Raw genomic sequence first — 22777 nt, forward strand, 5'->3', positions numbered from 1 at the left:
TTGTGATAAAACCCGGCTTCATTACGTTGTTGATCACCTACGTTATTGCGCTGACTTTTATGGTCATGCCAATGCCTGCCGCGTTCGATACCTTTCGGCCTGACTGGCCAACCTTGGTTATGCTGTACTGGATAATAGCCTTGCCGCACCGGGTAAACATGGGAACCGCTTTGGTACTCGGCGTGCTGAGCGATATATTGCTGGGGTCTATTGTCGGCGTGCATGCTTTAGGTATGGTTGTTGTTACTTATTTTGCGGCACGTCATTTTCAGCGTATTCGTAATTTTGCCTTAATACAGCAAGCGCTGGTTATTGCCGTACTGATTTTTATTAAGCGCTTTGTTGTGTTTGAAGCCAATGTGTTTTTGCACGACGCTGAATTTACGTTCTCTTACTTCTGGCCAGTGCTCACCTCAGCTGTTTTTTGGTTATGGGTGTTTCCGTTACTGAGAAAAGTCCGTCGTCAATTCGGAGTTGCTTAATGCGCCTGCTACTCGCTTCCTCTTCTCCCCGTCGGCGAGAACTGTTAACGCTATTGCATCGTCCTTTCGATTGTGACGTTCCGGAAATTCAGGAACTACGAGAGGCTAATGAGAATGCCAATGATTATGTGACTCGTCTGGCTGAAGAAAAGGCTCAGGCAGTGGCACAACGACAGGAGACTCCCTGTCTGGTGATAGGCTCTGATACGCTGATAAGTTTTCAGGGACAGGTGATGGAAAAACCAGAAAGTTATGAACATTTCAGTCAAATGATGAAACAACTTTCTGGTCAGACACATGAGGTTCTGACATCAGTGAGTGTTTGTCGCTGGAATGGGCATAGCGTGGTTGCCAGCGAGACGGCTTTAGTAACAACGCAAGTGGAGTTCGCTGCGCTGAGCCAGGAAGAGACAGACGCCTACTGGGCAACCGGTGAGCCTCATGATAAAGCGGCTGGCTATGGTATTCAGGGCTATGGCGGGAAATTTGTAAAACGTATTGAAGGTAGCTACTTTGCTGTTGTTGGCTTACCTTTATATGAAACTGAACAGTTGTTGCGGATGTTTGAAATGACAGGTGAAGTCGATGAGCGTTGAAGTCCTAATGAATGTGACCCCCACAGAGACTCGTGTTGTGCTTGTTGAAAATGGCATCCTGCAGGAAGTCCACATTGAACGCCAGGCAAAACGTGGCTTAGTTGGCAACATTTACATGGGCAAGGTATCACGGGTGTTGCCGGGAATGCAGGCGGCGTTTATTGATATTGGCCTCGATAAAGCGGCTTTTTTGCATGCCTCGGATATTGTTGTTCAGGTGGACGGTGATGATTTACCGCGGCCTGACGAAAAAACACAGCAAAGCATTACCGAATTAGTGCATCAGGGGCAGCATATTATGGTGCAAGTGGTTAAAGACCCTCTCGGAACCAAAGGAGCGCGTTTAACCACTGACATTACCCTACCGTCGCGGTACCTGGTCTTTATGCCTAAGAGCGACCATGTTGGCGTCTCTCAGCGTATTGAAGAAGGCGAGGAACGCGAGCGCTTACGGCAGCTGGCAGAAGAGGTCAGTAAAAGCGACGGGAAATTCATTGTTCGCACGGCGGCAGAAGGTGCTTCAGAGCAGTCGCTGCGAGGCGATGCTGACTTTCTTTTCCGGCTGTGGGAGAAAATAAAAACGCGAAAAAAATCTCAACGCAAAGCGGGTATGTTGTACGAAGATTTGAATCTTTCCTGTCGTGTCTTGCGTGACTTTGTCGGTGAAGAAATAGAGCGCATTCGGGTTGACTCCAAAGTTACCTTCGATACGCTCAAAGTCTTTACTCAGGACTTTATTCCCGAATTAACGAAAGTACTTGAGTATTACACCGGTGACCGGCCTATTTTCGACTTGTTTGATGTTGAAAATGAAATGCAGCGAGCACTGGATCGTCGGGTTGACTTGAAATCCGGTGGCTCACTGATTATTGATCAGACCGAAGCGATGACCACGGTCGATATCAACACCGGTGCGTTTGTGGGTCATCGTAATCTGGAAGAAACCATATTTAACACCAATATCGAAGCCACGCAGTCGATAGCCCGCCAGTTACGGTTACGCAATCTTGGTGGCATCATCATTATCGACTTTATCGATATGAAGAACGAGGAGCATAAGCGACGGGTATTGCACAGCCTTGAACACGCGTTAGGCAAAGACCGCGCAAAAACAACCATTAATGGTTTTACCTCGCTTGGGTTAGTAGAAATGACCCGGAAGCGCACCAGAGAGAGCCTGGAGCATGTTTTGTGCTCGGAGTGCCCGGTTTGTCTGGGGCGAGGCAGTATGAAAACGGTTGAAACCGTCTGCTATGAAATTATGCGTGAAATTGTCCGGGTTCATAAAGCTTATGAAGCTGATAAGTTCGTTGTTTATGCATCCGCGAAGGTAAGTGAAGCTTTACTTAATGAAGAATCTCATGCGCTGGCTGAACTTGAACTGTTTGTTTCGCGTCAAATAAAAATACAAACCGAACCTCTGTATAATCAGGAACAATTCGACGTAGTAATGATGTAAGACGCATGCGGATTCTGTCGTGGATTTTGAACAAACTCTGGCTAACGCTGGCTATTGTGCTGGTGCTGGTTGCTGTCGGCCTGAGTTTATTGCGTTACAGTCTGCCATACCTGCCCGATTTGACCGAGCCACTTGAGCAACAGCTGGAAGCCCGTTTTCAGCAACCCGTGAGCATTAGCGAATTATCGATGGCCTGGACCCGGGAAGGCCCTTCGATTGTGCTGGATAATTTAGTTTTGATGGAACGTGAGCAGTCGCCTGTGCAGGTGCGCATTGGCAAGGTTCATGTAGTGCTCGACTTCTGGAAAACCTTAAGGGATCAACAGCTCATAGCGCAGCAGTTTATTCTTAATGACGCCCGCATAGCGGTAGATATACGCAAATTCTCGGTAGCTAGCGAAGCTGAAAAATTAGATTTAGATTACGTAAACCGCTTATTCCTGCAGCAATTAGAGAAGTTTTCTCTGAATAATAGTGAGTTGTTACTGACAAACTTGCGTGACGTAACGCGAGAAATTGATATTGACCGACTGTCGTGGAGCAATGAAGGCAAAAAGCACCAGGGGATTGGCCAATTCCGGATGGAGGATTTTGCGACCAACAGTCTCGATTTCATTATCGACTTGCGCGGCGACCGTTGGGCGGAATTTAACGGTCAGTTTTATGTCAATTCGCAGAACGTAGATATCAGTCCCTGGCTTGAGGAGCAACTGGGCGAGATTGACGTACAAGCTTCAAACGTAAACTTTACCGGTTGGCTTGATGTTCGGAATGGCCAGTTATTTGAAGGTTTAGTCAAGTTAAGAGACAACCGCGTTACCTGGTTAGACAGTCATTCAGAAGAACTCAACTGGTTGCAGTTACCTGAAGGTGAAATTGTTCTGAGGCCGGAAGAAAACGGCTGGTTGCTCAACAGTTTACCAATGACGGTGAATACCTCAGTAGGTCAACTGGAGTTACCGCGTATTGCCTGGCAGCAACTCGATGACACCCATGATATCAGTGTGAATGATATCGCGATTGATGAGATTGCCGCATTACTGCCTCTGCTGCCGTTTAATAAAACAGCTGAGTCGGTAAGAAGTCTGGGCTTACAGGGTAAAGCGAGCTTGCGCTATCGCCTGCACCCTGTCTCCGGCCAGCAATGGTCAGTAAAAAGCCAAAACTTATCGGCGGACGGGAATGCGCGCTGGCCGGGCTTTAATGGTCTGGATGTCAATATCAGTAGCTTGTCGAATCATGGTGCATGGCAAGTAGAAGGCGACAATGTTCTCTTTACCGGTAATAGTCTTTCCAGCAAGCAAGCGTGGGATATTGATACGCTTAATTTATCGGGGTCCTGGTTGCTACAAGCGGACAACTGGCGGGTGAATTTAGAACAGCTACAACTCCAGCGAGACGACTTTAATCTTACCGGTAGTGGCGGTTTGTCCGGCGACAGCGAAACAACACCACAAATTGATTTATTGCTTTCTACCGCCCAGGGCTTTTCTGTCGATACGGCCCGTAAGCTACTGCCATCAATTATGGGGCAGGGAGTAAAAGACTACCTTTCCACAGCCTTAGTTTCCGGTCAGACTCGTGGTATGGAGTTACTGTGGTGCGGACCTGTCACGCAGTTTCCGGGTGAGGATAACCGAGGTGTCTTCAATGCGCGGGTAGAGTTCGATAATTTAACCTACCGGTTTCAGCCAGACTGGCCGCCGTTAGCCGATGCTCCGGTAAAGCTCGATTTTTATAACAGAAGCTTGTTCATGTCGACAGATTCAGGGCATATAGAAGATGTGCAGGTAACCTGGGTTGATGCGCAGATTAAGGATTTAACCGATGCTTCTCAGGGGTTGCAAATTCAGGGTGGTGTTAGTGCAAAGGGTGAGTCGTTGTTACCAGTGTTTGAGCAGTCGCCGCTGGACAGCGTAACCGAAACGCTCATGCAAATTAATCCGAGCGGAAAGGTTTCTGGTTCTTTGCAGTTGGATATACCGCTAAACGACTCGCGAGATGTTGATGTTGTTGTCGAGGCGCCGTTAGCCGGGGTGTCTCTCAATATCGAGGCGATACAACAAGATTTTACGGTTTCTGAGGGCCTTCTGAAAATTGACAACAGCAAGATACGTACCGAAGGGCTGCGTCTGAACTGGTACGGTATGCCGATACCAACCGACGTATCGGGAGGGCTTAACGGCGAGGATTATTCACTGAATGTGAATACAACTCTGGACTGGCAGAGCGAGCCTTTATTTAAGCAATTGCCTTATTCGCAGTGGAAACCGTTTTTTTACGGTGCGGTAAATGGCGAAGCTAATCTAGAGTTAACGTTCAACGACGACGATGTCGGCGTCGTGCTGGAGTCGCAGTTTGACTTGACTGGTCTTGAGACCTCGCTGCCAGCGCCGTTGCAAAAAGATTTTGGTGATAACTGGCAATTGGCTGTTCAGCTTAATGGTACTGGAGATGAGCTGCGTTTACAGGCAAATATCGATCAGCGTCTTAACTGGGATAGCCGCTGGCAGCCAGGCAGCGGAGGCTGGCAACAGGCACGGCTGAATATTGGAGAGGTCAACTCTGCGAACGAACTGGCCAATGGGTTCGCGATAAACGCACAGCTCCCACACGCCGATATAGGCCAATGGTACTCAGTACTTTACGCACTGTCCGGGGACTCAAACGTTGATGCTGAAGGTGGTCGTGGCGAAGGGTGGCTGCCCGATTCAATTCGTATCGAAACGCCTCAGCTACAGTGGGGACGACAGAAGTTTGATCAGGCGGACATTCAGGTATGGCCGGAAGACTCCGTCTGGCAGGCGCGGGTAGATGCTGAGAACGCCGTGCTAAGCGCGACCATTCCGGAAAGCTTTGTACAGCAGGGAATAACGGTCAGAGCCGATTACCTGGCGTTAAGCAGCGACGTCGAGCTGCCGGAAAATACCGGGAAGACCGACTGGGGCTGGCTTGAAAAAGTTCCGAAACTTAACTTTTTCTGCCGCAGTTGTCGCATTGACGAGCATGAATTAGGCGAAGTTGAGTTAGTGCTTGCTCCGCTTGAAGATGGCTTCAGTATAGAAAAAATGGCTCTTAAAAAAGGCGGTGATGAGCTGGCTTTAACGGGCTATTGGCGCTACACAGACGAACAAGCGTTAAGTGCGCTTTCCGGACGTTTGGAGGCTGGAGACCTTGGTGATTTATTACGTGACTATGGTCTGGAAACGGCGGTCAGAGACAGTGCTGCGGCTATCGACTTTAATTTAAACTGGCGTGATCATTTGTATCAACCAGACTGGAATTCGTTAAATGGCGAAGTCGCCTGGGATTTAGAAAAAGGCTACCTCGCTGAAGTGAGTGACGGCGGCGCGCGCATTTTTTCACTGCTGAGCCTGGACAGTATCCTCCGAAAGCTGACTTTAGATTTTCGTGATATTTTTTCACAGGGAATGTTTTTTACTGACTTAACCGGTAGTGTCCAGATTGACGAAGGTGTTGCTCATACTAACGACGCAAGATTACTAGGGTCAGCTGGCGATATGGATATTCGCGGCTGGACCGATATGAAAACTGGCGAGCTGAATTATAATTTGACTTATGCGCCGAAGGTTACCTCCAGCCTGCCAATTATTCTTGCCTGGATGGTGAACCCTCCCAGCGGTCTGGCTGCGCTGTTCATCGACAAAGTACTGCACGATGCAAAAGTGATTTCGCGTCTGCGTTATCAGGTCACCGGTACTATTGAGGAACCGGTGGTTGAAGAAATAGAACGTGACAGCCGCCCGGTTGATTTGCCAGAATTGGAAGAGAACTCAACCGATTCAGAGGCAGACGATGACACAAGTTCAACTGACGGCGCTGCAAATGAGCAGTCGTCCGGACCCGCAAGATAATTTAGCCATTGTTGCTAAACTGCTGGAACAACTCCCTGCCACACGCCCGCAACTGGTGGTGCTGCCTGAAGCCTTTAGCTGCTTCGGTGCCGGTGACCGCGCTCAGTTGGCGATGGCCGAAACCTACAAGGATGGAGAGGTACAGAAGCAGCTAGCCGCCTTAGCGAAAAAGCATGAGGTTTATCTGGTGGGCGGTACGCTGCCAATAGACGCCGGTGAACGATTCTCTGCGGCATCCATTCTTTTCGGCCCCGATGGCGGCATTCTCAATCGTTATGACAAAATTCATTTGTTTGATGTTGATGTGGCGGATAATACCAAAGAGTACCGTGAGTCTAAGTGGACGCAGCCGGGCAGTAACGTGGTAACGACAGCAACGGACTTTGGTGTGGTTGGCATGGCAGTATGTTATGATCTGCGCTTTCCAGAGTTATTCAGCGCATTGCGTCAGGCTGGCTCTCAAATCATTGTTTTACCCTCTGCATTTACTCAGGTTACCGGAAAAGCTCACTGGCATGCATTGGTTCGCGCCCGTGCCATTGAGCAACAGGTTTTTATCGTGGCACCGGGTCAGGTGGGGGAGCATGCAAATGGTCGTGAAACGTTCGGCCATTCAATTATTGTCAGCCCCTGGGGTGAAATACTGGCAGAACAGGAACTGGGTGAAGGTGTTGTTTCTGTCAGCGTTGATGTAGCGGATATTGAACCCATACGAAAACAAATGCCGGTGGCGCAACAAAATCAATTTGAGGTAGTACAAAAGACATGACACTAACTGACTACGAATTGTCACAAGACGACATAAGCAAGGCCTTATCCACGCTGTACAGCGGTGATATTGATTTTGCCGATATCTATTTACAACACAGTGTCAACGAGTCGTGGGTGCTGGAAGATGGCATCATTAAAGACGGCGCGTTTCATATTGAAACGGGTATGGGTGTGCGCGCTGTTCAGGGCGAGAAAACCGGCTTTGCTTATGCCGATGAAATTACGTTGAATGCGTTGCAGCGCACCAGTGAAGCGGCCCGCGGCATAGCGCGTCAGGGCCAAAGTAAAAAGGTTGAAGCCCTGAAGTCGGTGCAGGCTAAGTCGCGCTATGAAGCGCTGAATCCGCTGGATACCTTATCTGAAGACGAAAAAATTGAGTTGCTGAAAAAAGTCGATGCGCATGCGCGGGCACAGGACTCACGTGTAAGCCAGGTGGTGGTGAGTCTGAGTGGCAGTTACGACGAAGTTTTAGTGGCTGCGACAGACGGCACTTTGGCCACCGATAAGCGCCCCCTAATTCGTCTGAACTGTTCTGTTATTACCGAGCAAAACGGTCGCCGCGAGCGCGGCAGTGCCGGTGGTGGGGCGCGTGTAGGATATGAATTTTTCCTTGATGAAGCGTCCGGCAATGCCCGTTGGCAGCGTTTTGCGGAAGAAGCCGTACGTCAGGGCTTAGTGAATTTAGAAGCGAAACCTGCACCAGCAGGTAATATGCCTGTGGTACTGGGCTCTGGCTGGCCGGGGGTGCTGCTGCACGAGGCGGTCGGACACGGTCTGGAAGGCGACTTTAACCGTAAAGGCTCGTCTGCTTATTCCGGTAAAATTGGCGAACAAGTGGCTTCACCGCTTTGTACTATTGTTGATGACGGCACCCTGAGTGATCGTCGAGGTTCAATGAGTATCGATGACGAAGGCACACCCAGTGGTTACAACGTATTAATAGAAAACGGCATACTGCGTGGCTACATGCAGGACAAAATGAATGCGCGTTTAATGGGTCAGGCAACGACCGGAAATGGGCGCCGTGAAAGCTTCGCTCACTTACCTATGCCGCGAATGACCAATACCTATATGTTAGCCGGAGAAAGCAGCCCGGAAGAGATTATTGGTAGTGTGAAAAAGGGTATCTACGCGCCGCAGTTTGCCGGTGGTCAGGTCGATATCACTTCCGGACAGTTTGTGTTTTCGGCATCTGAAGCCTATTTAATTGAAGACGGTAAAATTACCACACCGATAAAAGGTGCAACGCTTATTGGGAACGGACCAGAAGCTATGGCTCAGGTGTCTATGGTGGGTAACGACCTGTCGCTGGACGAAGGTGTCGGTGTTTGTGGTAAAGACGGGCAGAGTTTACCCGTAGGTGTTGGGCAACCGACGCTGAAACTGGATTCAATGACAGTTGGCGGTACCGAATAAGTGAGTTGCCCAGTATTAACCGAGCAGTTCACGTAAATAAACAAACAGCTGGCGGGCAGCAACCGGTGGTTTTTGTTCGGCCCGCTGTTTTTCGGCAAGACGAATAAGCTGACGCAATTTTTGGCGGTCAGCATCTGGGTGCTCTTCAATGAATTCTTGTAGAGCATCGTCGCCTTCATGCAGCAGTTTATCGCGAGTTGTTTCAATCTCGTGAAAAATGGATGTTTGCTGCTGATGCGCATTTTTTAAATTATTTAAGGCTTGCTCAATAGGCGCTATATCACGTAAGCGCATGAGCTTGCCAATAAATTGAAGCTGGCGTCGGTAGCCTTCGTGCTTGTTACGAATTTTACGGGCAAGTAAAACGGCATCGCGCAGCTCATCGTCCAGTGGCATTTTTGCTAACTGGCTGTCGGTCAAATTGACAAGTTGAGTCCCTAGCTCCTGGCGTTCTGCCATGTCGCGTTTTTTTTGGGACTTGCTGACGAAGTCGTCAGATTGTTCAGGGTTTTCGGCTGGGCGTTTCGGCATAAGTTCGATTCATTAGCGCTACAAAGCCGTCAGTTTAGCAGTGAGGAGAGTTTTTTGATAGTACAACTGAGTGACTTACAGGTTCAAATGAAGCAGGTGGAGAGTGCTGTTAAAGAAGCACTGCGACTGGCTGAAGCAAAAGGCGTCAGTTCTGCTGAATGCTCAATCAGTCACAGTTCCGGTATTTCGGTGGGAACCCGCCTGGGCGAAGTCGAAACCGTAGAGTTTAATCAGGACGGGGCCCTGGGTATCAGTGTTTACCGTGGCAACCAAAAAGGCTCGGCATCAACTACAGACTTGTCGGAACAGGCTATTAACGCAGCAGTCGACAAGGCCTGTGATATTGCCCGTTTTACCTCTCCGGACCCGTACAATGGGTTGGCTCCGGCAGAATTAATGGCGACCAATGTACCCGATCTAGACTTGTGCCATCCGGGTGACCAGAGCGCAGAGTATGCCATAAAGCAGGCATTGGCTTGCGAGAAACATGCGCTGAATCTGGATGAACGCATTGTTAACTCTGACGGCGCGCATTACGGCAGCCATACGGGGTTTCGCGTTTATGGTAATAGCCACGGTTTTATTGGCGGTTACTTACAGTCCCGGCATAACCTCAGTTGCGTTTTGATAGCCAAAGAGGGCGACAAAATGCAGCGTGACATGAGCTATTCGGTTGCCCGCAAAATGCACGAATTAAAATCTGCCGAGAGCGTTGCTGAAGAAGCCGCCGCAGAAACCCTGTCGCGCTTAGGAGCGCGCAAAGTCCCAACCGCTAAAGTGCCGGTTATTTTTCGGGCTGACGTGGCAGGGAGTTTGTTTGGTCATATGGTCAGTGCGATAAGCGGTGGCAATTTGTATCGTAAGTCCAGTTTCCTGCTCGATCATTTAGGCAAGCCGGTGCTGCCAGAATGGCTGAGCATTCAGGAGAAACCGCATATTGTCGGTGGCCTGGCGAGCTCACCGTTCGATGCTGAAGGTTTGGCTACGAAAGATCGCGATATTATTAGCGACGGGGTGCTGCAGACTTACCTGTTAACCAGCTATGCTGCACGTAAACTGGATATGCAGCCTACCGGCCACGCAGGTGGTATCCACAACTGGCGGGTGACACAGCAGGACAACTCGTTAGCGCAGTTATGCAAAAAAATGGGGACAGGCTTGCTGGTAACCGAATTGATGGGGCAGGGCGTGAACATGGTTAATGGTGACTATTCGCGCGGAGCGGCCGGCTTCTGGGTGGAGAACGGTGAAATTCAGTACCCGGTAGAAGAAGTGACCATTGCCGGTAACTTGAAAGACATGCTGGCGAACATTGTTGCCATAGGTAATGACACCGATGAACGCCACGCACTGCATACCGGCTCGGTGTTATTAGAGCAAATGAGTATTGCCGGCAATTAAAAAGACAGGGAATTAAGACAGTAACAAAGTTGCTGAGCCAAGGAAGGCGAAAATACCCACGACGTCAGTAACGGTCGTCAGAATAACTCCGCCTGCCAGTGCTGGATCGATGTTAAACCGTTTCAAAATAAGGGGCACGGTAGCGCCGGCAAGGGCAGCTGCGACCAGGTTCATCATCATTGCAAAGGCAATAATGCCGCCGACTAACCAGCTCTGCATCCACAGCGCAACGACTGCAGCGATTAACACTGACCAGATAGCCCCGTTCAGAAAGCCAATGGCCAACTCTTTACCAATAAGCCATCGCGAATTACTTGAGCCGATGTGGCCCAGCGCCATACCTCGTATGACCAGTGTCAGGGTCTGACTACCGGCTATGCCGCCCATACTGGGTACAATGGTATTTAAAATAGCCAGTACAGCCATTTGTGCCAGTATGTCTTCAAATAATGAACTGACCATAGCGGCAAGTAAGGCAGTAACCAGGTTTACCGCCAACCATACGGTACGGCGGCGAGTACTTTTTAATACCGGAGCGAAGGTATCTTCGTCATCTTCCAGACCGGCCATACTCAACATGGAATGTTGGGCGTCTTCGCGGATAATATCGACCACGTCATCGATGGTTATACGACCAACCAACTGCTGTTCATTGTCGACGACCGGCGCAGATACCCAGTCATGACGTTCGAACAATTTCGCAACCTCGGTCTCATCCATAGTCACTGGGATGGTGGTTATATCCGCCGACATAATTTCGTCAATGCGATGGCTAGGGTCAATAGTTAACAACTGGGTTAAGGTAATTTCGCCAATGAGCTTTTCATGACGATCCACAACGTAGAGTTTATCGGTGGCTTCGGGGAGTTCACCTTTAAGACGCAAATAACGCAGCACGACATCGATAGTGACGTCCGAGCGCAAGGTAATGGTATCGGTATTCATGATACCACCGGCGCTGTCTTCGGCGTATGAAAGCGCGGTTTCCGCACGTTCGCGGTCGCTTTCGTCCATGGACTTCAGAACTTGCTGATAGACTGGCTCTGGTAAGCCACGCAAGACGTAGGCAAGGTCATCGGTGTCCATGCCTTCGGTGGCAGCAGCAAGGTTCTCCGGTGCCATTTGACGGATAATGTCTTTCTGAACCTCTTCGTTCAGTTCCTCAAGAATTTCGCCGTGTTCATCTACGTCAACCAGTTTCCAGACAATGGAACGACTTTTGGGCGGCGAGGATTCCAACAGCAATGCCACATCGCATGCCGGCATATTATGCAGCATACGGCGGGCAGCAACGAACATACCATCAGACAGCGCGGAGTTAACCTCCTGAATGCGCTGCATGGCATATTCTTTGTCGGAAAGCTCAGCAATCATGCTTATTCGTCTTCCTCGAAGCGATCTTCAAACAAAGCGCTAACGGCATCCAGTGCCGCTTGTGCGTCTTTCCCTTCGGCACAGACTTCAACAGTTTTTCCCTGTTGACTGGCCAGTAGCATCAGGCACATAACGCTGGCAGCGTTAACGCATTGCTCACCTTGAGTAACCGTAATGTCCGACTCGAATTCCTGCGTTAATTGCGCTAATTTTGTTGCCGCGCGTGCGTGCAAGCCTAGTTTATTGCGAATAATTAACTTTCTGCAAATTTTATCCATGGATTTTTAGTTCCCGGTGTCTGACCTGAACCTTGACAGTTTTTTGTTCAAAGCGCTCGGCTAGCTGCTGAGAAATATAAACTGAGCGGTGTTGACCGCCGGTACAGCCGGTAGCTATGGTCAGGTAGCTGCGGTTGCTGCGCTGAAAGTGCGGCAGCCAGGTATCTAGAAAGTTTTCCAGCTGATAAATAAACTTAGTCACCAAGGGCTCTTGGCGAAAGAAAATCTGCACGTCGGTATCCAGGCCGGTAAGCAGCTTAAGCTCAGGTTGCCAGTGCGGATTGGGTAAAATACGCGCATCAAAGACAAAGTCAGCGTCTTTGGGCAAACCGTACTTAAAACCAAAAGACTGAAACACTATAATCAGCTTTTTATCCGCTCGTCCCAGCACCCGCTCAGTGACCTGTTCACTTAATTGGTGCAGAGATAAATCGCTGCTGTCGAGGCGCCAGGTTGCTCTCTCCATAATGGGTTCAAGCATTTTATGTTCGGCCTGAAGCGCTTCAAGCAGAGGCAGTTCTTTTTGCGATAACGGATGCAGGCGACGAGTCTCGCCAAAACGCTTTAGCAAGGTATTGTCGTCAGAGTCAATAAACAGAATTTCCGGTTCAACGCCTTTGGGCAAAAAGCTCAGAGAATCCAGTAATTCTTCAGAATGCTCTGGTAAATTGCGGACATCAATGCTGATGGCTATTTTTTGATATTGCTCGATGACTGCATGCACCAGCGTTGGCAACAGGCTTATGGGTAAATTATCAACGCAATAAAAGCCTAAGTCTTCCAGTACGCGCAGAGCAATTGTCTTACCTGATCCGGAACGACCACTAACAATGATCAGTTGCATGGCGACTGTTCACCTTCGCCCACAAATAATTGATATAACGCTTTGTCAGAATCTGCATGGCGCAGTGCGCGGGTGCAGTCTTTGTCATTCATTCTTCTGGCCACAGTGGCCAATGTTTGTAAATGGTTCTCGTGCTCTGACTCCGGCACCAGAAGCGCGAAGATAATATCGACAGGCTGGTTGTCAATAGAATCGAACTCGATAGGTTCGTCTAGGGTCAATAATACCGCCACCGGATGATTTGCATTAGGTAAACGGCCATGAGGAATTGCGATACCTAAGCCAATTCCCGTACTGCCTAAACGTTCACGGTTTAACAGGCTCTCAAAAATGTCATGACGGGTAATGCCAGACAGCTTAGGGGCTACGATTTGACTAATGGTTTCAAGTAGTCTTTTTTTACTTGCGCCCTCGACTGCACACTTGGTGCAGTCGGCGCTTAACAATTCACTCAGTTGCATGGATTAATGTTGTTTCATTTTCTCTTTGTGTTTAATCACCTGACGGTCCAGTTTATTAATTAAACCGTCGATGGCCGCGTACATATCTTCGTGCTTTGAATCGGCGAAAAGCTCACCGCCATTCACGTGCAGCGTAGCTTCCGCTTTTTGAATCGTTTTTTCAACGTTTAGGATGACGTGAACATTCGTTATATGGTCAAAATGTCTTTCCAGCTTGGCAAATTTTGTGTCCACGTAGTCACGCAGAGCTTCGGTAATATCGATGTGATGACCGGTCAAATTAATTTGCATAACGTCTTCCTTCTGCAGTTAACAAAGTTATAAAAGACTTTTGCGTTGGCTCGATGATGGAATGTTCAACGATTCCCGATACTTCGCAATTGTCCTTCTTGCTACTTGGATACCCTGTTCGGCTATCAGTTCAGCAATCTTACTGTCGCTTAATGGTTTACTGCGATTTTCAGCAGCGACCATCTTCTTAATTAAAGCACGTATTGCCGTGCTTGAACACTCACCACCGCCCTCTGTACTGACATGGCTTGAGAAAAAATATTTCAACTCAAATACACCACTTGGGCAGTGTAAGTATTTTTGTGTCGTTACGCGTGAAATCGTACTTTCATGCATATCGACAGTTTCAGCAACATCGTTCAGTACCATGGGCTTCATAGCCTCTTCACCATGCTCAAAAAAGCCTTGCTGGCGCTGTACTATGCAATTAGCCACCTTCAGCAGCGTATCATTCCTGCTCTCCAGGCTTTTTATGAACCAGCGAGCTTCTTGCGTATGGTTCTTTATGTACTGGCTGTCGGCTACTGACTTTGCCGCTTTACTTAAGGCGGCGTATTCTTCGTTCACTTTTAATTTAGGTACGCTGTCGGGGTTTAATTCGACCATCCAGCGACCATTTTTTTTAGTAACGGCCACGTCAGGAATAACATATTCAACAGGTTGCTGTGCAACTTGCTCGCCCGGATGCGGATGCAATTGTTGAATTAATCGCATAGTCTGGCGTAAATCGTCTTCCGATAACTTCAGTTTACGCTGAATAGTGCGAAAATCGCGACTGCCGAGTAAGTCCATATGTTCAGTCACTAAGCATAAAGCAACCTGCTTGTATTCAGTGTCGTCGCTCAGTTGCCGCAATTGAATGGCAAGGCACTCACTGACACTGCGAGCGCCGACACCAATTGGATCAAAATGCTGAATACGCTTTAGCACCATGCAAACTTCTTCTGCTTCTACTTCGGGCAGACGCACGGCTTCAATAATTTCATCAACATCGACCATTAGGTAGCCGTTGTCGTCTATGGCCTCGATAATGGCTTCCGCTATGGCGGTGTCTTCTTCTGAGAAATGAGAAAGTTGCATCTGCCAGAGTAGGTGATCCTGCAGAGATTCGCTGGTAGAGCCCTGGTAGACTTCAAAATCGCCGTCAAAGGATTTACCAGAGGAGGCTGCGCCGTTGGCAGGGGTATGACTGGAGTAGGTGTCGTCCCAACTGCTGTCGACCGGCAGTTCGTCAGGCATCTCCTGAGTTTTTATAACGTCGGATGTTTCCCGCTGACTGTCGTCCCTTTCCTCAATGTTGCGGGTTTCAGACTGGTCGGCGTCGTTACTTGTTTCACCTTCAACCTCCAGCAATGGATTACTGTCTAACGCATCCTGAATTTCTGACTGAAGATCGAGCGAGGAAAGCTGCAGCAGGCGGATAGCCTGTTGAAGTTGTGGCGTCATGGTCAGCTGCTGACCAATTTTTAGCTGCAGACTTTGCTTCATAATGACTGTCCCGGTATCACGTTATAGGGTGAACTGCTCACCGAGGTAAACGTCTCTAACCTGTTGATTCGATAATATACTTTCCGCATCGCCGCTTGCAATAAGCTCGCCATGACTGACAATATAAGCGTGTTCACAAACAGACAATGTTTCGCGAACATTGTGGTCAGTAATCAGTACACCAATACCACGTTGTTTCAAATGTTCAACAATCTTTTTAATATCAATAACCGAAATGGGATCCACCCCGGCAAAAGGCTCATCCAGCAAAATAAATGTAGGTTCCGCTGCCAGGGCACGGGCAATTTCGACCCGACGGCGTTCACCACCTGACAGGCTCATGCCCTGACTGTTTGCTATGTGCCCAATATGAAACTCTTCGAGCAAAGCATCAAGTTGCTCTTCACGTTCGTTGGTTGATAGTTCTTTACGAGTTTCCAGAATAGCCATCAGATTATCGCGCACGGTTAACTTCCGAAAAATGGAAGCCTCCTGCGGCAAATAGCCAATACCTCTGCGTGCCCGCTCATGCATTGGCAGCAAGGTAAGGTCATTGTCGTCCAGTAAAATTTGACCTTTATCGCTATTAACCAAACCGACAATCATATAGAAGGTTGTGGTTTTGCCTGCGCCGTTGGGGCCCAGCAAACCAATAATCTGTCCTTGACTGACTTCCAGACTGACGTCTTTGACGACTTGTCGGCTTTTGTAGCTTTTGGCTAAATGTTTGACTCGTAAAGTTGCCATATTAAGGATTCTCGTTATTTTTTTCGTCGGTGTCAGTTTTTGGTTTTGGCGTGAAAATAGTGATAACACGGCTGTCTTCTTCGCCTGAGCTGCTTGCCGTTACCGTTTGCTTATCCAAATCATAGGTAATTAAACTGCCGCTGGAGCTACTGCTGCCTTGAGATATGCGTGCGTCGCCTTTCAGTTCCAGTCGTTGTTCCGACTGAAAGTAGGTTATTTTTTTCGCTTCTGCGTTAATTTCATTGCCATCTTCCAGCGTCTGGCTGTAAGTCGCAGGAGTACCTTCTGCAATAAAAATGTCTGCTTGTTTGGCGCTCTCGCTGGCGGACGCTTCTAATCTGTCTGCGCGAATTAATAGGCTGCCCTGGCGAATAATAACGTTATCCGTCAAAACCAGACGATTATTTTTAATATCAAGCTCTTCTTTACTCGACTCTACTTCCATTGGCTGACTAAAGTCAGACTTACCCTGAGCCATAACCGCTGACGGTATTAAGGCAACCAGGATGAGTTTACTCAGCAGGCTGGAAAATCGTTTTAACATGTCTTTTTAGCTCCATTCGTTCAGCTTTCAGGTCCGCAGTCATGCCGTTACCCCGAATTAATAGTCGGGGTCCGTGAATGCTTACCGGATGTTCAGTGCTCATTGACTCACTTTTCAAATCAATAATCAGGTACTCGGTTAACACTTGTTTGATGCGAGTATCCGGCTCTAAAGCAAGGATTTCAACATCGTGCTCCAAAATCAGGGTTTGGTCGTCGTAGAAAGTCCCTTGCTCGGCACTGACCTCCCAAAGCTCTTCGCCTTGCTCAGAAAATACCGTGTAAACCGGGTGTTTAAGTTCGGTCAGACCAATTTGGTTATAGTGAGACATCTTCTCAGATTTGATCTTGTGAGCCAGTAAACCGTCACTTTCGAAAATACGCGTTTCCAGACCAAAAGCGGTAAAGTCGGGCTGCATCGTACGTGTTGTAGCCGTGTTGCTACCGTCAGCGTCATCGCTAAAAGGGCGCCAGACAAGCAATAGTCCGGCACCGAATAATAAAATGAGAATGACAGTAACGCGTTGACTCACACACTGGCTCCTGTCGCCAGGTGCAGTTGCCCTTGACTGAGCATGATTAAATCACAGATTTCGCGCACGGCACCATGTCCGCCATGACAACGTGAAATATAATCGGCCTGCTGTTGCACCGATGCGTGAGCGTCCTGGACTGCAATACCCAGACCCGCAGCTTTAATTAAAGCTAAATCGGGAGTGTCGTCGCCAACATAAGCCACTTGCGCTGCGCTAAGGCCTAACTTTGTCAGTAGCTCATCGAAAGCGGCTGTTTTATCGTTCTGTCCCTGATAAATAAAGCCAACATCTAAGTGCTCCATGCGATGTTCAACAATGCGTGAGGTCCGCCCGGTAATGACCGCTGTTTCGACTCCTGATTTTTTCAGTGCTTTCATGCCAAAGCCATCCCGGGTGTGAAACGCTTTCAGTTCCTCACCATCGTTACCTAAATAAATGCGGCCGTCGGAGAACACTCCGTCCACGTCCAGCACTAGCAGCTTTATCTCGGAAAAGCGTTTAAACAGGCTTTTTTCAATGTCGCCGTACCAGGTGTTAATACATTCCATTAGAGCACTCCTGCCTGCAGTAAATCATGCATGTTCATTGCGCCACAAGGCTGCCCATCTTCGTTAGTAATAATGAGCCCATTTATTTTTCGGTCCTGCATGAGTTTTAATGCCTCAGCGGCCAGCATATCCTCGTTCGCAGTAATACAGGAGCGGGTCATAACTTCTGCTATCGGAGTCTTATGAACATCGATTCGGTTATCCAGAATGCGACGTAAGTCACCGTCTGTAAAAATGCCGGCAAGGCGCTGGTTTTCATCAACTATCGCGGTCATGCCCAGCCCTTTACGCGACATTTCCAGTAAGGCATCACTAATAATAGCGTCGGCCGGTATAGTCGGAACACGCTCGCCAGTGTGCATAACGTCATGTAGCCGCAGTAACAGGCGTTTACCCAGCGAGCCGCCGGGGTGTGATAGCGCAAAATCGTCGGCGGTAAAACCGCGGGCATTGAGCAGGGCAACCGCCATAGCATCGCCCATAACCAGCGTTGCTGTTGTAGAAGCCGTGGGTGCTAACCCAAGCGGACAGGCCTCTTGTTCAACTGCGATACAAACATGAGTATCAGCCAGCCGGGCTAGAGTAGAGCCGGGCTTGCCGGTCATTGAAATTAACGGTACGCCCAGACGCTTAATGACCGGAATAATGTTCAGCACTTCGGCTGTTTCGCCACTGTTCGATATCGCAATGACCACATCTTGAGCCGCAACCATGCCTAAGTCTCCATGGCTGGCTTCGCCCGGATGTACGAAAAATGCTGGTGTGCCGGTTGAGGCAAGTGTGGCTGCTATTTTTCCACCAATATGGCCGGATTTCCCCATGCCGGTGACAATAACGCGGCCTTTGCAGTTAAACAGGGTTTGGCAGGCGGCATCGAAATTCTCATCCAAATATTGATACAGACCTTCAATCGCCTTTTTTTCGATATCCAGTACTTGCTCGCCCAGTAGCCGAAAGTTCTGGGTGACTTGTTTCATTGTCATGCCTCTGGCGTTGCACTTTTGCCCTGTATAATACGTCATTCGGTACAACTCTGCCTACCGTACGCAAGTAAATCTTGTATTTTATTACAAAAATAATTACTATACCAACCAGACGGTTGATAAAGTAAGTGCAGGCAATAGTGAATACACCATGGTAGAGAAAAAAGGCGCAGGGCGACCCAGTAACAGAGATGTCATTCTGGATGCCGCTGATCAGTTGGTTGCTGCAGAGGGGGCAGGGCATCTGACGTTTGACGCCTTGAGCCAGACGACCGGCATCAGCAAAGGTGGTTTGCTTTATCATTTCAAGAGCAAAGACTGTTTGCTGCAGGCTATGTTAAAACGCCGCGTTGAACGCTACGAGGCACTTCGTGAGCAATATCATCACCAGTTTGCTAATGACCCAAAAGGCGAATTAAAAAGTATTTTACTGGCAGCGCTTGATACGGACGCTGAATGCGCCCGGTTAGGCAGTGGCATGTTGGCGGCCGCTGCGACTAACCCTGAGCTGTTAGGTCCGTTAAAAGAACATATAGCATTGACGCTGCAGCGGCTGGAACGTATTGCCGGAAGCAAAGTGGGCAAAACGCTGTTTTATGCGGTTCATGGTGCGCGTTTATTTGAACAACTCAACTTGTGTGACGCCTGCGTGCATGAGCGAGAAGAGTTTGCACAATATTTACTGAAGCTTGTCGACGAATTGACAGAAATAGAATCAATTCGCTGATAAAATTTGCAACACTTTTTCGGTATTGGATAATACCGACAGTCGTTAAAATTTAAGACTGGTAAACTCGTAACAGGAAACTGTCGTGACAAACTTGGTAGAACTTAAAGATCTGACTTTTGCTCATGGAAGTCATAGAGTCTATGACGGCCTGTCGTTAGATGTTCCGAAAGGCAAAATGGTTGCTGTCATGGGGCCTAGTGGCATTGGCAAAACAACACTGCTGCGCCTTATCGGTGGCCAGCTCAAGCCTGAAAGCGGCAGTATCAAAGTGGCCGGAGAGGAAGTCCCGCAGTTAAAACGCGAGGCCTTGTATCAGTTACGCAAGCGCATGAGCATGCTGTTTCAAAGTGGTGCGCTGTTCACTGATATGTCGGTTTACGAGAATGTCGCCTTTCCACTGCGCGAGCATACCGATTTACCCGAAGAAATTATTCGAAGTGTGGTTTTAATGAAGCTGGAGGCGGTGGGCCTGCGTGGCGCACGCCACCTTATGCCGTCAGAACTGTCAGGTGGTATGGCTCGTAGAGCCGCTCTGGCAAGGGCTATAGCTCTGGACCCCGACCTAATCTTGTACGATGAGCCTTTTGCCGGCCAGGATCCCATTTCTATGGCGGTCATTGTAAAGCTTATTAAATCTTTGAATGAATCTCTGGGTTTAACCTCTATTGTCGTATCGCACGACGTAAAGGAAGTGTTGTCGATTGCGGATTACGCTTATGTCATTGCTGACAAAAAAGTGGTTGGCAAGGGAACTCCGGATGAACTCCGTAATAATGACACGGCAATTATTAAGCAGTTTTTGAACGGAGCGCCCGACGGGCCTGTCGCGTTCCATTACTCAGATGACGATTTTACAACGGACTTATTAAGGGGCGAGGGATGATCCAGTTTATACGGTCTATCGGCCGCCAGGTACTGGATAGCCTGGCGGGCATTGGATATGCCTTAGCTATGCTCATGGGCGCCATTATTGGTAAGCCGCAACCCGCTAAGTCCTGGCCGCTCTTTATAAAACAAATGTATGTCGTCGGCGTACTGTCGATGCTTATTGTTATTGTCAGTGGCTTATTCATTGGGATGGTGTTGGGTTTACAGGGCTACACCATTCTCGTCGATTATGGCGCCGAGCAAAGTCTGGGGCCTATGGTTGCGCTGTCGTTATTGCGTGAGTTAGGGCCCGTCGTTACGGGGCTTCTATTTGCCGGGCGGGCGGGTTCTGCATTAACTGCGGAAATTGGCCTTATGAAAGCCACTGAGCAACTGTCCAGCCTGGAGATGATGGCAGTTGACCCTCTACGTCGTGTCATTGCCCCAAGGTTCTGGGCTGGTGTGGTTAGTATGCCACTGCTGGCGCTGATGTTCTCAGCCGTTGGTATTTACGGCGGTTATTTGGTCGGCTCTGGCTGGCTGGGTGTTGATGAGGGCGCTTTCTGGTCGGTCATGCAATCAGCCGTTGACTGGCGGGACGATCTCCTGAACGGCGTTATTAAGTCTATTGTATTTGCTTTCGTTGTTACCTGGATAGCTTTGTATAAGGGCTATCGTGCAGTACCAACTTCGGCGGGAATCAGCACTGCGACAACGTCGACAGTGGTGACTGCGTCGTTAGCAATTCTAGGACTCGATTTTATTCTTACAGCTATCATGTTTGGTGGATAACCATGGAATCAAGAAAAACACAGTTATGGGTAGGCGTTTTCGTTGTCGTCGGTATTTTGGCTCTGTTCTTTATCGCATTAAGAGCAGCCAGCGGCACTATGACGACATCGGGCGACAGTTACACCCTGTACGCTAAGTTCGACAATATTGGTAGCCTGAAAGTCCGCTCGCCGGTGAAGGTGGGTGGTGTCGTTGTGGGTCGTGTTACTGATATTTCATTGTCGGGCGACTATTACGAGCCACGTGTAGCAATGAGTATTAGCAAAGATTACGACAAGTTTTCTGAGGCCAGCACATTGTCGGTGCTGACGTCGGGACTCCTGGGCGAGCAATACCTTGGGCTTGAACCTGGCTTTATTGACGACAGCGTAGGCACGCTAGAAGACGGCGATACCATTACTGATACTAAGTCAGCATTGGTTTTAGAGAACCTGATAGGCCAGTTCCTGTTCAGTCAGGGCAATGATTAAGTGGTAAGGAGAGTCCCATGGCAGTAAAACAATGGATAATGGCTATTTTTGCAACCTTAGTATTGGTCGCATCAGCGTCAGCCGATTTAATTCGTAACGATGATCCGCAAGAATTGTTAAAAGAAGTTGCGGAAAAAACCTTTGATCGCATTGCATCTGACAGAGAAAAAATTGACGAAAACCCTAATTATTTAAAGGAAATCGTTGAAGACGAGATGATGCCTTACGTCGATAACATGTATGCGTCGAAGAAAGTATTAGGCCGTTATTTACGAGACACAACAAAAGAACAGCGCCAGCGTTTTTACCGTGCTTTTTATGACTATTTAGTGGCAACTTATGCGCGTGCCTTTACTCAGTATGATGAGGACAAGCACAAGGTTTCTTTCGAACCGAGCGCAGATCTCGCGGATGATGCGCGTTCAGCGGTAGTGCGCACTCGAGTTAAAGAAGAAGGGCGTCCTGAAATTCGTCTCGATTTTCGTATACGTTACGACTCCGATGAAGAAATCTGGAAAGCCTACGACCTAGTTGTTGAAGGTGTCAGCCTGCTGAACAGTAAGCAAAGTGAAATATCTTCGGTTATTCGTGCCAATGGCATTGATAAAACTATCGAGCTGATTGAAAAGAAAGCGGCTGAGCCTATTAAGGCAGATGAAGAAGTTGAAAACCCGGCAGAGGGTCTCTAATGAGTACTCAGCAGACAGAGTTAGCATCAGTGAAAGTTAGCGATGATAACGCGCTGGTTTTCAGCGGTTCATTGACTCGTCATAGTGTCGCCAGACTGTGGACACAACGCAAAAGCTGGCCGGTGGGAAGCGAAATTAAGGTTGATTTGACCGATGTTGAGGTTATTGACACAGCCGGTGTTGCCTTTTTACTTGAAATTCTCAAGTTAACTGGCGATGGCAAAGGGCCGCTAACCTGTATAGGGGCATCTGAGCAGCTAAAACAAATTGCCCGTGTTAGTGGCGTTGAGTCACTGCTTTCGTTAAGCTAGGCGGTCTTATTAACTTTTAAGCCAACGGCAGATAACAATGAATACTGAAGAACTGAAAACTTTGCTGAACGATGCGCTTTCTCTGGAAGAGCTCCTGGTTAAAGCTGAAGGCGCGAATGTAGAAATTATTGCTGTCAGCGAAGACTTTAAAGATATGAGTCGGGTAAAGCGTCAGCAAGCCGTGTATGGTCCTCTAAACCCGTTGATTGCCGACGGTTCAATCCATGCCGTATCGATAAAAGCTTACACGCCGGAAGACTGGGCGCGTGATAAAAAATTAATGATGCCATAAGG

Annotated in this window: 26 protein-coding genes; 14 read left to right on the forward strand and 12 right to left on the reverse strand. The window is 48.6% G+C overall.

Annotation, left to right across the window (positions count from 1 at the left end; translation table 11 throughout):
* The first annotated feature begins 2 nt into the window (after window positions 1-2).
* Genes mreD through tldD form a run of 6 tightly spaced genes read left to right on the forward strand, consistent with a single transcriptional unit; the run spans window position 3 to window position 8599 of the window.
* Window positions 3-482: a rod shape-determining protein MreD gene (mreD, locus tag U0358_RS02025; protein WP_322406856.1), complete on the forward strand. Its 480-nt coding sequence runs from the start codon at window positions 3-5 to the stop codon at window positions 480-482.
* Entirely contained in the window at window positions 482-1078 is a 597-nt protein-coding gene (locus U0358_RS02030) for a Maf family protein (RefSeq protein ID WP_322406857.1), read from the forward strand. The genes mreD and U0358_RS02030 overlap by 1 nt, the downstream gene beginning before the upstream one ends.
* Window positions 1068-2537, forward strand: a complete 1470-nt coding sequence (rng, locus tag U0358_RS02035) for a ribonuclease G (RefSeq protein ID WP_322406858.1) — start codon at window positions 1068-1070, stop codon at window positions 2535-2537. The genes U0358_RS02030 and rng overlap by 11 nt, the downstream gene beginning before the upstream one ends.
* A 5-nt stretch (window positions 2538-2542) precedes the next feature.
* On the forward strand, window positions 2543-6412 hold the full coding sequence (locus tag U0358_RS02040) for a YhdP family protein (protein WP_322406859.1): 3870 nt from the start codon (window positions 2543-2545) through the stop codon (window positions 6410-6412).
* On the forward strand, window positions 6354-7181 hold the full coding sequence (locus tag U0358_RS02045; protein WP_322406860.1) for a carbon-nitrogen hydrolase family protein: 828 nt from the start codon (window positions 6354-6356) through the stop codon (window positions 7179-7181). The genes U0358_RS02040 and U0358_RS02045 overlap by 59 nt, the downstream gene beginning before the upstream one ends.
* The gene (tldD, locus tag U0358_RS02050) at window positions 7178-8599 is read left to right on the forward strand and encodes a metalloprotease TldD (RefSeq protein WP_322406861.1); all 1422 of its coding nucleotides are present in this window, start codon (window positions 7178-7180) and stop codon (window positions 8597-8599) included. The genes U0358_RS02045 and tldD overlap by 4 nt, the downstream gene beginning before the upstream one ends.
* Before the next feature lie 15 nt (window positions 8600-8614).
* Here the strand turns inward: tldD and yjgA are convergent, their stop codons facing one another.
* Entirely contained in the window at window positions 8615-9130 is a 516-nt protein-coding gene (yjgA, locus tag U0358_RS02055; protein WP_317497819.1) for a ribosome biogenesis factor YjgA, read from the reverse strand.
* Between the two features lie 54 nt (window positions 9131-9184).
* Here yjgA and pmbA point away from each other — a divergent pair, with 54 nt between their 5' ends.
* Complete coding sequence (gene pmbA / locus U0358_RS02060) at window positions 9185-10531, forward strand: metalloprotease PmbA (RefSeq protein WP_322406862.1); 1347 nt, start codon at window positions 9185-9187, stop codon at window positions 10529-10531.
* A 12-nt stretch (window positions 10532-10543) separates the two neighbouring features.
* Here the strand turns inward: pmbA and mgtE are convergent, their stop codons facing one another.
* From mgtE to U0358_RS02115, 11 genes are read right to left on the reverse strand one after another with little or no spacing between them, the layout of a single operon-like run.
* The gene (mgtE, locus tag U0358_RS02065; protein WP_317497821.1) at window positions 10544-11905 is read right to left on the reverse strand and encodes a magnesium transporter; all 1362 of its coding nucleotides are present in this window, start codon (window positions 11903-11905) and stop codon (window positions 10544-10546) included.
* Between the two features lie 2 nt (window positions 11906-11907).
* On the reverse strand, window positions 11908-12183 hold the full coding sequence (locus tag U0358_RS02070) for an HPr family phosphocarrier protein (protein WP_317497822.1): 276 nt from the start codon (window positions 12181-12183) through the stop codon (window positions 11908-11910).
* Window positions 12176-13027 carry an RNase adapter RapZ gene (gene rapZ / locus U0358_RS02075; protein WP_322406863.1) on the reverse strand — a complete coding sequence of 284 codons (852 nt, stop codon included), beginning with the start codon at window positions 13025-13027 and terminating at the stop codon, window positions 12176-12178. The genes U0358_RS02070 and rapZ overlap by 8 nt, the downstream gene beginning before the upstream one ends.
* Window positions 13018-13488 carry a PTS IIA-like nitrogen regulatory protein PtsN gene (gene ptsN / locus U0358_RS02080; RefSeq protein ID WP_317497824.1) on the reverse strand — a complete coding sequence of 157 codons (471 nt, stop codon included), beginning with the start codon at window positions 13486-13488 and terminating at the stop codon, window positions 13018-13020. The genes rapZ and ptsN overlap by 10 nt, the downstream gene beginning before the upstream one ends.
* A gap of 3 nt (window positions 13489-13491) precedes the next feature.
* A complete protein-coding gene (gene hpf / locus U0358_RS02085; RefSeq protein ID WP_317497825.1) occupies window positions 13492-13779 on the reverse strand; it encodes a ribosome hibernation promoting factor in 288 nt (95 codons plus the stop codon).
* A 27-nt stretch (window positions 13780-13806) separates the two neighbouring features.
* Entirely contained in the window at window positions 13807-15267 is a 1461-nt protein-coding gene (locus U0358_RS02090) for an RNA polymerase factor sigma-54 (protein WP_317497826.1), read from the reverse strand.
* Window positions 15268-15288: 21 nt separating this feature from the next.
* Complete coding sequence (lptB, locus tag U0358_RS02095) at window positions 15289-16014, reverse strand: LPS export ABC transporter ATP-binding protein (RefSeq protein WP_317497827.1); 726 nt, start codon at window positions 16012-16014, stop codon at window positions 15289-15291.
* A 1-nt stretch (window position 16015) separates the two neighbouring features.
* The gene (lptA, locus tag U0358_RS02100) at window positions 16016-16558 is read right to left on the reverse strand and encodes a lipopolysaccharide transport periplasmic protein LptA (RefSeq protein WP_317497828.1); all 543 of its coding nucleotides are present in this window, start codon (window positions 16556-16558) and stop codon (window positions 16016-16018) included.
* Window positions 16527-17090: an LPS export ABC transporter periplasmic protein LptC gene (gene lptC / locus U0358_RS02105; RefSeq protein WP_322406864.1), complete on the reverse strand. Its 564-nt coding sequence runs from the start codon at window positions 17088-17090 to the stop codon at window positions 16527-16529. The genes lptA and lptC overlap by 32 nt, the downstream gene beginning before the upstream one ends.
* A complete protein-coding gene (kdsC, locus tag U0358_RS02110) occupies window positions 17087-17641 on the reverse strand; it encodes a 3-deoxy-manno-octulosonate-8-phosphatase KdsC (RefSeq protein ID WP_322406865.1) in 555 nt (184 codons plus the stop codon). Before kdsC ends, lptC begins: the two co-directional genes overlap by 4 nt.
* A complete protein-coding gene (locus U0358_RS02115) occupies window positions 17641-18618 on the reverse strand; it encodes a KpsF/GutQ family sugar-phosphate isomerase (protein WP_322407448.1) in 978 nt (325 codons plus the stop codon). The genes kdsC and U0358_RS02115 overlap by 1 nt, the downstream gene beginning before the upstream one ends.
* Before the next feature lie 157 nt (window positions 18619-18775).
* Between U0358_RS02115 and U0358_RS02120 the strand changes: the two genes are divergently transcribed.
* The 7 genes from U0358_RS02120 to U0358_RS02150 all read left to right on the forward strand — a co-directional run bounded on the left by U0358_RS02120 (window position 18776) and on the right by U0358_RS02150 (window position 22775).
* Window positions 18776-19351, forward strand: a complete 576-nt coding sequence (locus U0358_RS02120; protein ID WP_317497832.1) for a TetR/AcrR family transcriptional regulator — start codon at window positions 18776-18778, stop codon at window positions 19349-19351.
* Window positions 19352-19436: 85 nt separating this feature from the next.
* Window positions 19437-20237 (forward strand): ATP-binding cassette domain-containing protein, encoded by an 801-nt coding sequence (locus U0358_RS02125; protein ID WP_317497833.1) that lies wholly within the window; start codon window positions 19437-19439, stop codon window positions 20235-20237.
* Window positions 20237-21013 carry a lipid asymmetry maintenance ABC transporter permease subunit MlaE gene (gene mlaE / locus U0358_RS02130; protein ID WP_317498018.1) on the forward strand — a complete coding sequence of 259 codons (777 nt, stop codon included), beginning with the start codon at window positions 20237-20239 and terminating at the stop codon, window positions 21011-21013. The genes U0358_RS02125 and mlaE overlap by 1 nt, the downstream gene beginning before the upstream one ends.
* Before the next feature lie 2 nt (window positions 21014-21015).
* A complete protein-coding gene (mlaD, locus tag U0358_RS02135) occupies window positions 21016-21483 on the forward strand; it encodes an outer membrane lipid asymmetry maintenance protein MlaD (protein WP_317497834.1) in 468 nt (155 codons plus the stop codon).
* Between the two features lie 17 nt (window positions 21484-21500).
* Window positions 21501-22172, forward strand: coding sequence for an MlaC/ttg2D family ABC transporter substrate-binding protein (locus U0358_RS02140; protein WP_317497835.1), 672 nt, complete (start codon window positions 21501-21503; stop codon window positions 22170-22172).
* Window positions 22172-22483 carry an STAS domain-containing protein gene (locus U0358_RS02145; protein WP_322406866.1) on the forward strand — a complete coding sequence of 104 codons (312 nt, stop codon included), beginning with the start codon at window positions 22172-22174 and terminating at the stop codon, window positions 22481-22483. Before U0358_RS02140 ends, U0358_RS02145 begins: the two co-directional genes overlap by 1 nt.
* A 37-nt stretch (window positions 22484-22520) precedes the next feature.
* The gene (locus tag U0358_RS02150; RefSeq protein WP_011233669.1) at window positions 22521-22775 is read left to right on the forward strand and encodes a BolA family protein; all 255 of its coding nucleotides are present in this window, start codon (window positions 22521-22523) and stop codon (window positions 22773-22775) included.
* Window positions 22776-22777 lie beyond the last annotated feature (2 nt).

Source organism: Idiomarina sp. PL1-037 (assembly GCF_034422975.1).
Lineage (GTDB): Bacteria > Pseudomonadota > Gammaproteobacteria > Enterobacterales > Alteromonadaceae > Idiomarina.

Excerpts from the sequence above, each read along its gene's own strand:
- U0358_RS02140 (WP_317497835.1), top strand. The coding sequence starts at position 21,501 with ATGGCAGTAAAACAATGGATAATGGCTATTTTTGCAACCTTAGTATTG.
- U0358_RS02040 (WP_322406859.1), top strand. The coding sequence starts at position 2,543 with ATGCGGATTCTGTCGTGGATTTTGAACAAACTCTGGCTAACGCTGGCT.
- rapZ (WP_322406863.1), bottom strand. The coding sequence starts at position 13,027 with ATGCAACTGATCATTGTTAGTGGTCGTTCCGGATCAGGTAAGACAATT.
- lptB (WP_317497827.1), bottom strand. The coding sequence starts at position 16,014 with ATGGCAACTTTACGAGTCAAACATTTAGCCAAAAGCTACAAAAGCCGA.
- U0358_RS02045 (WP_322406860.1), top strand. The coding sequence starts at position 6,354 with ATGACACAAGTTCAACTGACGGCGCTGCAAATGAGCAGTCGTCCGGAC.
- ptsN (WP_317497824.1), bottom strand. The coding sequence starts at position 13,488 with ATGCAACTGAGTGAATTGTTAAGCGCCGACTGCACCAAGTGTGCAGTC.
- lptA (WP_317497828.1), bottom strand. The coding sequence starts at position 16,558 with ATGTTAAAACGATTTTCCAGCCTGCTGAGTAAACTCATCCTGGTTGCC.
- U0358_RS02115 (WP_322407448.1), bottom strand. The coding sequence starts at position 18,618 with ATGAAACAAGTCACCCAGAACTTTCGGCTACTGGGCGAGCAAGTACTG.
- mlaD (WP_317497834.1), top strand. The coding sequence starts at position 21,016 with ATGGAATCAAGAAAAACACAGTTATGGGTAGGCGTTTTCGTTGTCGTC.
- U0358_RS02150 (WP_011233669.1), top strand. The coding sequence starts at position 22,521 with ATGAATACTGAAGAACTGAAAACTTTGCTGAACGATGCGCTTTCTCTG.
- mgtE (WP_317497821.1), bottom strand. The coding sequence starts at position 11,905 with ATGATTGCTGAGCTTTCCGACAAAGAATATGCCATGCAGCGCATTCAG.
- U0358_RS02120 (WP_317497832.1), top strand. The coding sequence starts at position 18,776 with ATGGTAGAGAAAAAAGGCGCAGGGCGACCCAGTAACAGAGATGTCATT.
- rng (WP_322406858.1), top strand. The coding sequence starts at position 1,068 with ATGAGCGTTGAAGTCCTAATGAATGTGACCCCCACAGAGACTCGTGTT.
- kdsC (WP_322406865.1), bottom strand. The coding sequence starts at position 17,641 with ATGGAATGTATTAACACCTGGTACGGCGACATTGAAAAAAGCCTGTTT.
- U0358_RS02090 (WP_317497826.1), bottom strand. The coding sequence starts at position 15,267 with ATGAAGCAAAGTCTGCAGCTAAAAATTGGTCAGCAGCTGACCATGACG.
- U0358_RS02030 (WP_322406857.1), top strand. The coding sequence starts at position 482 with ATGCGCCTGCTACTCGCTTCCTCTTCTCCCCGTCGGCGAGAACTGTTA.
- tldD (WP_322406861.1), top strand. The coding sequence starts at position 7,178 with ATGACACTAACTGACTACGAATTGTCACAAGACGACATAAGCAAGGCC.
- U0358_RS02145 (WP_322406866.1), top strand. The coding sequence starts at position 22,172 with ATGAGTACTCAGCAGACAGAGTTAGCATCAGTGAAAGTTAGCGATGAT.
- U0358_RS02070 (WP_317497822.1), bottom strand. The coding sequence starts at position 12,183 with ATGGATAAAATTTGCAGAAAGTTAATTATTCGCAATAAACTAGGCTTG.
- yjgA (WP_317497819.1), bottom strand. The coding sequence starts at position 9,130 with ATGCCGAAACGCCCAGCCGAAAACCCTGAACAATCTGACGACTTCGTC.
- hpf (WP_317497825.1), bottom strand. The coding sequence starts at position 13,779 with ATGCAAATTAATTTGACCGGTCATCACATCGATATTACCGAAGCTCTG.